This is a genomic window from Streptomyces triticagri, from assembly GCF_003429565.1.
Lineage (GTDB): Bacteria > Actinomycetota > Actinomycetes > Streptomycetales > Streptomycetaceae > Streptomyces > Streptomyces triticagri.
The window spans coordinates 1-8,997 of the sequence record NZ_QUAK01000034.1; the positions used below are offsets into that span (position 1 = coordinate 1).

Consider the following 8,997-nt stretch of genomic DNA (forward strand, 5'->3'; position numbering starts at 1 on the left):
CTCCTCGGACGCCCGCGCAGCCGGCTGGTCGGCGCCGGCCGGCGCCGGCGGCAGCTCGGGCACCGGCCTGGCCGCAGCCCCGGCCACCGGCAGCTGTACGTACCCCTGCGGCGGCAACTCGCTGGCGTGCAGCGGGAGATACAGGGTGAAGGTGGAACCCCGCCCCGGCTCGCTCGCCGCATGGATCTCGCCGCCGAGCAGCCGGGCGATCTCCCGGCTGATCGAGAGCCCGAGGCCCGTACCGCCGTACTTGCGGCTGGTGGTGCCGTCCGCCTGCTTGAACGCCTCGAAGATCACCCGCATCTTGCTGGCGGCGATGCCGATACCGGTGTCCGTGACCGAGAACGCGATCAGGTCGGCGTCCGCGTCCCGCAGCGAACCCGCCTCGAGCAGCTGCTCCCGAATGGCGTTCGGCACATCCGAGTTGGCCGTCCTGATCACCAGCTCCACGGCGCCGGTGTCGGTGAACTTCACCGCGTTCGACAGCAGATTGCGCAGCACCTGGAGGAGCCGCTGCTCGTCGGAGTGCAGCGTCGCCGGCAGCTCGGGCGACACCCGTACCGAGAAGTCCAGGCCCTTCTCCGCGGTCAGCGGCCGGAAGGTGGCCTCCACGTAGTCCACGAGCTGGACGAGTGCGATACGGGTCGGCGAGACGTCCATCTTGCCCGCCTCGACCTTGGACAGGTCGAGGATGTCGTTGATCAGCTGCAGCAGGTCGGAGCCTGCGCCGTGGATCGTCTCGGCGAACTCCACCTGCTTCGGCGAGAGGTTCCCCTCCGCGTTGTCGGCGAGCAGCTTGGCCAGGATCAGCAGGGAGTTGAGCGGCGTACGCAGCTCGTGCGACATGTTGGCCATGAACTCGGACTTGTAGCGCATCGACACCGCGAGCTGTTCGGCCCGCTCCTCGAGGACCTGCCGGGCCTCCTCGATCTCGGTGTTCTTGACCTCGATGTCGCGGTTCTGCTGGGCGAGCAGCTCGGCCTTCTCCTCGAGTTCGGCGTTCGAGGCCTGCAGGGCCTTCTGCCGGTTCTCCAACTCGGCCGAGCGGTCCCTGAGTTGCTCCGTCAGCTCCTGCGACTGCCGCAGCAGCACCTCGGTCTTGGTGTTCACCGAGATGGTGTTGACGCTGGTCGCGATCATCTCCGCGATCTGGCTGAGGAAGTCCCGCTGGATCTGTGTGAAGGGCTGGAAGGAGGCCAGCTCGATCACCCCGAGCACCGTGTCCTCGAAGAGCACCGGCAGCACGATCACCTGCGCCGGAGGCGCCTCGCCCAGACCGGAGGCGATCTTCAGGTAACCGGTCGGTGCGTTCTCCACCAGGATGGTCCGCTTCTCCGTCGCGGCCGTCCCGATCAGCGTCTCACCGGGCTTGAACGATGTCGGCATCGATCCCATCGAGTAGCCGTAACTGCCCAGCATCCGCAGGTCGTACGACTCCCCGCCGGCGGCGCCGACGTCCTTGCCGTCGTCCGTCGGCACCGCGAGGAAGAAGGCACCGTGCTGCGCCGAGACCACCGGCGTGAGCTCGCTCATGATCAGACCCGCGACGTCCTCGAGGTCCCGGCGGCCCTGCATGAGTCCGGAGATACGGGCCAGGTTGCCCTTGAGCCAGTCCTGCTCCTTGTTGGTGATCGTCGTGTCCCGGAGGTTGGCGATCATCGTGTTGATGTTGTCCTGCAGGTCCTGGATCTCGCCGGAGGCGTCGACGTCGATCTTCAGATTGAGGTCGCCACGGGTCACCGCGGTCGCCACGGCGGCGATCGCACGCACCTGACGGGTGAGATTTCCGGCCATCTCGTTGACGGACTCGGTCAGGTCCCGCCAGGTCCCGTCCACGTCGCGCACCCGCGCCTGACCGCCCAACTGCCCCTCGGTGCCCACCTCGCGGGCCACCCGGGTCACCTGCTCGGCGAACGACGAGAGCTGATCGACCATCGTGTTGATGGTGGTCTTCAGCGCGAGGATCTCGCCGCGTGCGTCGATGTCGATCTTCTTGGTGAGGTCGCCCTCGGCGATCGCGGTGGTGACCATCGCGATGTTGCGCACCTGACCGGTGAGGTTCGACGCCATCGAGTTCACCGACTCGGTGAGGTCCTTCCAGGTCCCCGCCACGCCCGGTACGCGCGCCTGGCCGCCGAGGATGCCGTCGGTGCCCACCTCACGGGCCACCCGGGTCACCTCGTCGGCGAACTGGCTCAGCGTCGTCACCATGGTGTTGACGGTCTCGGCGAGCTGCGCGACCTCGCCGCGGGCCTCGACGGTCACCTTCTTCGTCAGGTCGCCGTTGGCGACGGCCGCGGACACCTGGGAGATGTTCCGCACCTGCGAGGTCAGGTTGTTCGCCATCAGGTTGACGTTCTCGCTGAGGTCCTTCCAGATCCCGGTGATCCCGGGTACGCGCGCCTGGCCGCCCAGAATGCCGTCCGTACCCACCTCACGGGCCACCCGTGTCACCTGGTCCGCGAAGGCGGAGAGCTGGTCCACCATCGTGTTCACCGTGGTGACGAGCTGCAGGATCTCGCCCTTGGCGTCGACGGTGATCTTCTTCGACAGGTCACCGGTGGCCACCGCCGTGGTGACCTCGGCGATGTTGCGCACCTGCATGGTCAGGTTGTTGGCCATGCCGTTCACGGACTGGGTGAGGTCCTTCCACGTACCGGCCACACCCTGCACCTCGGCCTGCCCGCCGAGGATGCCCTCGGTGCCGACCTCGCGCGCCACCCGGGTGACCTGCTCCGCGAAGTTCGACAGCTGGTCCACCATCGTGTTCAGCGTGTTCTTGAGCTCGAGGATCTCCCCGCGCGCGTCCACATCGATCTTCTGCGACAGATCACCGCGCGCCACCGCCGTCGCGACCTGCGCGATGTTGCGCACCTGCGCGGTGAGGTTGCCGGCCATGCCGTTCACCGAGTCGGTCAGATCGCGCCACACGCCGGCCACACCGGGCACCTGCGCCTGACCGCCGAGCCGGCCCTCCGTACCCACTTCACGGGCGACCCGGGTGACCTGGTCGGCGAACGCGGAGAGCTGGTCCACCATCGTGTTGATGGTGTTCTTGAGCTCGAGGATCTCCCCGCGCGCGTCCACATCGATCTTCTGCGACAGATCACCGCGCGCCACCGCCGTGGTGACCTGCGCGATCTGCCGTACCTGTGAAGTCAGGTTGCCCGCCATGAAGTTGACGGAGTCCGTGAGCTCCTTCCAGGTGCCGCTGACGCCGTCCACCCGGGCCTGACCGCCGAGCCGGCCCTCGGTGCCCACATCGCGCGCCATCCGGGTCACCTGGTCCGCGAAGGACGAGAGCTGATCCACCATCGTGTTCACGGTGTTCTTGAGTTCCAGCATCTCGCCGGAGACGTCGACGGTGACCTTCTGGGAGAGATCGCCGTTGGCCACCGCCGTGGTGACCTGCGCGATGTTGCGCACCTGCCCGGTGAGGTTCTGGAAGGCCGTGTTCACCGAGTCGGTGAGGTCCTTCCAGGTGCCGGCCGCGCCCTGCACCTGGGCCTGCCCGCCCAACTCGCCCTCGACGCCGATCTCCCGTGCCACCCGGGTGACTTCTGCGCCGAAGGCGGACAGTTGGTCGACCATCGTGTTCACGGTGTTCTTCAACTCGAGCATCTCGCCCGCGACATCGACGGTGACCTTCTGCGACAGGTCGCCGTTGGCGACCGCCGTGGTGACCTGCGCGATGTCCCGCACCTGGGTGGTCAGGTTGCGGAAGACGGTGTTCACCGAGTCGGTGAGGTCCTTCCAAGTACCGGCCGCACCGGGCACGTTCGCCTGGCCGCCGAGCTGTCCGCCGGCGCCGACCTCGTTCGCCACCCGGGTGACCTCGTCCGCGAATGTGCGCAGCGTCTCGGTCATCTGGTTGATCGTTTCAGCCAGTTGCGCGACCTCGCCGCGCGCACTGACCGTCACCTTCCGCGACAGGTCGCCGCTGGCCACCGCCGTGGTGACCTCGGCGATACCGCGGACCTGCGCGGTGAGGTTGCCGGCCATCAGGTTCACGGAGTCCGTGAGGTCCTTCCAGACACCGGCCACCTCGGGCACCACAGCCTGTCCCCCGAGCTCACCCTCGGTGCCCACCTCGCGCGCGACGCGCGTCACTTCGGAGGAGAACGAGGAGAGCTGGTCCACCATCGTGTTGACGGTGTTCTTGAGTTCCAGCATCTCGCCGGCCACATGCACGGTGACCTTGCGCGACAGATCGCCCTTGGCGACCGCGGTGGTGACGAGCGCGATGTCCCGCACCTGCGCGGTCAGCCGGTACGCCATGGTGTTCACCGAGTCCGTGAGGTCCTTCCACGAACCGGACATTCCACGCACTCGCGCCTGGCCGCCGAGCTTGCCCTCGGTACCCACCTCGCTGGCGACCCGCGTCACCTCGTCGGTGAACCGCGACAGCTGATCGACCAGGTTGTTCACCGTACGGCCGACCTTGAGGAACTCCCCGCGCAGCGGCGGAGCCGCGCCTTCCGGCCCCTGGACGCGCAGCTCCATCCGCTGCTCGAGATCGCCGTCGGCGACGGCGGACAGCACTCGGCCGACCTCGTCGACCGGGCGTACGAGATCGTCGACCAGCGCGTTGGCGGCATCCACCGCCGTCGCCCAGGACCCCTCACCCGCACCGTGCTCGAGGCGTTCCGTGAGTTTTCCCTCACGTCCCACCGTGCGCCGCACTCGTGCCATTTCGCCCGTAAGGTGCAGATTTCGGTCGGCGACCTCATTGAAGACGGCGGCGATCTCGCCCATCACGTCGTCGCTCGACACGGTCAACCGCTTACGGAAGTTGCCGTCCCGCATGGCGACGAGGGCTCCGAGCAACCGGTTCAGGGCCGCCGTGTCCACCTCGGTGGTGCCGCGCTGTCTACTGCGGGACGGGCCGCCCTTCGCACGCGTGCTGGTGCCACGCGCTGCCGCGCCAGACTCCACTGTGTCCCTCCCGCGGGGATCGACCGTCGTTCTCGTCCGCCCAGGTCTGCACACTGAGCCTGCCCAGTGTTTCACCATGGTGGAACCAGGCCATAACACTTCGGCAGCTTCACACAAGGGGGGCAGCGCATCCCCGGACACTTTCCACGGTGACCGGCATCCGCGCGGGCCGCGAAGGTAAGTAACCTGGCACCGGGCTGTCCAACCACCCCGGTCCGCCCGGCCTGGGCGGTGGCGAGAATTCACGGGCACCGGAGGGGCGGCCGCACACCATGACCATGGGAGACCTGGGCGTAGACACCGGTACGAGGAGTTCTGTGATCACCGCGCGGGCGGCCGCCAGTTTTGAACCCGTCGGACGGTCCGTGGCGACCGCCCGCGGCTTCGTGCGTGACACCCTCCAGGGCTGGGGTTACGGGGACATCGTCGACGACGCCGTCGTCCTTACCAGTGAACTCGTGACGAACGCGGTCGTGCACGCCGGCACCACCGCGGACGTCCTCTGCCTGCGCAGCGAGGACGGCGTCCGCATCGAGGTGGGCGACCGCTATCCGGAGCGCGAGATCCCGCTGCAGCCGACCCGTCTCGCCGCCCCCGACCGCGAGGGCGGCCGCGGCCTGCAGCTGTGCGCCGCACTCGCCACCCGCTGGGGAGTGGAGTACACGCCGACCCACAAGCAGGTCTGGTTCCAACTGGAGCTCCCACAGCGCCAAGTGGGCACCCGCGCGGCCGGCCCCACCCTCGCCACCGACCTGCTGCCGCTCGCCGACAACCAGATCCATGTCGCCGTACTCCAGGTGTCCCGCCAGGGCACCATCTCCGCCTGGAACGAGGACGCGGAGGCGTTGTTCGGGTACACGGCGGAAGAGGTCACCGGCAAACCTCTCACCGATTTCGCCGCCTGGCCGCACACCCCCGGCACGAGTACCGGCATCGCCGACGCCCTGCAACTGTCCCGCTGGGAGGGCAGCTACGGCATCCGCGGTGTGGACGGCCGTGTCATGCCCGTCTACGCCTCGCATCTGCGGGTCCGCGACGCCGACGGCACTCCGTCCACCGTGTGCCTCCTGGTCCGCGACGACGAGCGGGCCGTACTCCAGACTCCGCTGCGCGGCCCTTCCCAGTCGGACAATTCCGCACCGCTGACCGAGCCCCATCCCTCCGATCCCTTCGACGCGTTCATCGGTTCACCCGCTCCGGACGACCTCGACGGGCTGCTGCAGCGCACCGTCGAGCGGGCCCGCGACATGCTCGACGGTGACGCCGCCTTCCTCCTCCTCGCCACGGACGACGAGACCGAGTTGGAGGTACGCGCGTCCACCGGCCTGCCCTCGGCCCGCCAGCGGTTCGCCCGGGTCCCTGTCGAGGCCGGTACGGGCCGCTACGGCTCCGCCAGGATGCCCGCCGTCCACGAGGACCTCACGGCCGTACCGGGCGCGGCCCCTCTACTCAACGGCACCGGAATGCACTCCGTCGTGACCGTGCCGCTCAAGGTCGAGGGCCGCCTCACGGGCTCCCTCGGAGTCGCCGCGGAGGCCACCGGCCGGTACTCCAACGAGGAGGCGCTGCGCCTCCAGTTCGCGGCCGACCGCATCGCGCTCGCCGTGGAGTCCGCCCGCCTCGGCGAACTGGAGCGTCTGCGCCGCGGCTCACTCTCCTTCCTCGTGGAGGCCTCCGATCTGCTCGCCGGCACTCTCGACCGGGACCAGACGCTGGCCCTGATGGCCCAGATGACCGTGCCCACTCTCGCCACCTGGTGCGCGGTCTACACGATCGCCGACCAGTCGTCCGAGCCGTATCTCTCCTTCGTGCTGCACGAGGACGAGGACCGCATCGACGGACTCAAGGCCCTGCTCTCCCGCATCGATCCGCCCGACCCGGTGCCGACGCCCGGCGCCCGGGTGTGGGGCGCACCGGCAGAAGCAGCGCACGAANACGCCCGGCGCCCGGGTGTGGGGCGCACCGGCAGAAGCAGCGCACGAAGCGGCCCTGCGCACCTCGATGCGCAGCGTCGGCCTCGGCGAGACGGCCGGCCTCGGCGGCGGCATCGGGACGACTCTCGGCACCGCGTCGGCCGTCGGCGGCGAGACCGTCGTCCTGCCCCTGGTGGCCCGCAACCGCGTCATCGGCATGCTCACCCTCGGCAAGCCCACCGATGACCACTTCCGCCAGGAGATTCTCGAACTCGCCGAGGACCTGTCCCGCCGAGCCGCCCTCGCCCTGGACAACGCACGCCTGTACTCGGAGCGCATGGCGATCAGCCAGTCCCTGCAGCGCAGCCTCCTGCCGCCCGGCCTCCCCCAGGTCCCGGGCGTCGAGGTGGAGGTCATCTACCGCGCAGCGGGCGAGGGCAATGAGGTCGGCGGCGACTTCTACGACCTGTTCCCCATCAAGGACGGCGCTTACGGCTTCGCCATCGGCGACGTCTGCGGCACAGGGCCCGAGGCGGCCGCCGTCACGGGCCTGGCCCGGCACGCCCTCCGCCTGCTCGCCCGCGAGGGCTTCGGCGGCCCCGCGGTCCTCGAGCGACTCAACGCGGCCATCCTCGACGAGGGCGCCCGCAGCCGCTTCCTCACCCTGCTCTACGGGGAGTTGTGGCCCCAGGAGGACGGCTCCGCAGTACTCAAGGTGGTGTGCGCCGGCCACCCCTTGCCGCTGCGCCTGCGCCAGGACGGCACGGTGGAGGCCGCAGCCGAGCCCCAGCCGCTGCTCGGAGTCATGGACGATCTCGAGCTGTACGAGCAGACGGTGACCCTCGACCCCGGTGACGTCCTGCTCTGCGTCACCGACGGCGTCACCGAACGCCGCGAGGGCACCCGCATGTTGGGCGACGACGGTCTGACCGACGTCCTCACGACCTGCACCGGACTGACCGCCGGCGCAGTGGCCGGACGCGTCATGCGAGCCGTGGAACGCTTCGCGGCGGACGCACCGTCCGACGACATGGCCATCCTCGCGATGCGCCTGCCCGAGCCGCACGTCGACTGAACCGGACGTACGAGAAAGGGCCTTCACCCGATGCGGGTGAAGGCCCTTTCTTCTGCGGAGCCCCCAAACGGAATCGAACCGTTGACCTTCTCCTTACCATGGAGACGCTCTACCGACTGAGCTATAGGGGCCTGTCCCACGAGCGGCTCCCACCGCCCGGCGACGCAAGAAATCATACCCCGAACAATCCGGTGCTCCGAACCAGCAGAACTACTCAGAAGGCCGGCTGCAAGAGCCCACCCAGCGCATTGCAGGCGGACACCACACGATGCAGCTCACGCCGCGTCATTCCCGAGGTGACCGGCAGCGCCAAAGTCTCGTCCGCGGCCCGCTCCGTCTCGCACAGCACTATGTCCCTACGGAACGCGGACATCCGGTGCACCGGAGTCTTCACCGGCACACGGCAGTCAACTCCCCTGGCCCGAACGGCGCGTGCAAACGCATCCCGATCCGGCCGGCCGTTCCCCGGGACCCGCACCACGAACTGCTGATAGGTGTGCTCACGCGCCTCGACCGGTGTCTGTACACCGCGCAGCCGGGCATGCAGATAGGCGGCATTGCCCCGCCGACCCGCGACATCTCCGTACGCTCCCCGTTCCTCGGTCTTTTCGAGCAGCAACAGACCACGCCTTCGGGCGAGTTCACCGAGCCCGTCCATGTCGGCCAACTGACCGAACCGGTGCACGACCACCACAGCGGCAGTCCGCGGAGTCAACACCGCGTCCACGGCCCGCGGTTCGAGGCAGTACGTGACCGGATCGATGTCCGCGAACACGGGCAACCCGCCTGCAAGGACGGCGGCCTCGGCCACCTCGATGTTCCCGTAGGCCGGCACCACGACCTCGTCACCGAGACCGACACCAGCCGCCTTGAGCAACTCAACTGTCCCCATGTCTTCGGATGTTGATGGGGCAAGATGAACGGCAAGTGACCCAAAACAAAAAGACGCTGGTCCCGGAACCGAAGTTCCAGAACCAGCGTCTTCATCACCATTAGTTCGGCGGCGTCCTACTCTCCCACAGGGTCCCCCCTGCAGTACCATCGGCGCTGTAAGGCTTAGCTTCCGGGTTCGGA

The 8,997-nt window shown here is 68.6% G+C and carries 3 protein-coding genes, 1 tRNA gene, 1 rRNA gene and 1 pseudogene; 2 read left to right on the forward strand and 4 right to left on the reverse strand.

Annotated features, from left to right (window positions below; all coding sequences use genetic code 11):
- The coding region (locus DY218_RS07170) for a HAMP domain-containing protein (protein WP_233521413.1) at nucleotides 1-4,935 on the reverse strand (4,935 nt) is incomplete at its 3' end.
- 317 nt (nucleotides 4,936-5,252) lie between these two features.
- Between DY218_RS07170 and DY218_RS34900 the strand changes: the two genes are divergently transcribed.
- Both DY218_RS34900 and DY218_RS34905 read left to right on the forward strand, forming a co-directional pair.
- A partial coding sequence (locus DY218_RS34900) for a GAF domain-containing protein (RefSeq protein WP_407703573.1) occupies nucleotides 5,253-6,869 on the forward strand: 1,617 nt, incomplete at its 3' end.
- A 1-nt stretch (nucleotide 6,870) separates the two neighbouring features.
- Nucleotides 6,871-7,923, forward strand: a pseudogene (locus DY218_RS34905) (PP2C family protein-serine/threonine phosphatase); the annotation flags it as partial.
- A 58-nt stretch (nucleotides 7,924-7,981) separates the two neighbouring features.
- On the opposite strand, the gene DY218_RS07185 reads toward DY218_RS34905, so the two are convergent.
- The 3 genes from DY218_RS07185 to rrf form a co-directional block, all read right to left on the reverse strand.
- Nucleotides 7,982-8,054 (reverse strand) — tRNA-Thr (locus tag DY218_RS07185).
- Nucleotides 8,055-8,137: 83 nt separating this feature from the next.
- Nucleotides 8,138-8,815: a DegT/DnrJ/EryC1/StrS family aminotransferase gene (locus DY218_RS07190; protein WP_128555070.1), complete on the reverse strand. Its 678-nt coding sequence runs from the start codon at nucleotides 8,813-8,815 to the stop codon at nucleotides 8,138-8,140.
- A gap of 103 nt (nucleotides 8,816-8,918) precedes the next feature.
- Nucleotides 8,919-8,997: ribosomal RNA gene (rrf, locus tag DY218_RS07195) — 5S ribosomal RNA — on the reverse strand; the annotation flags it as partial.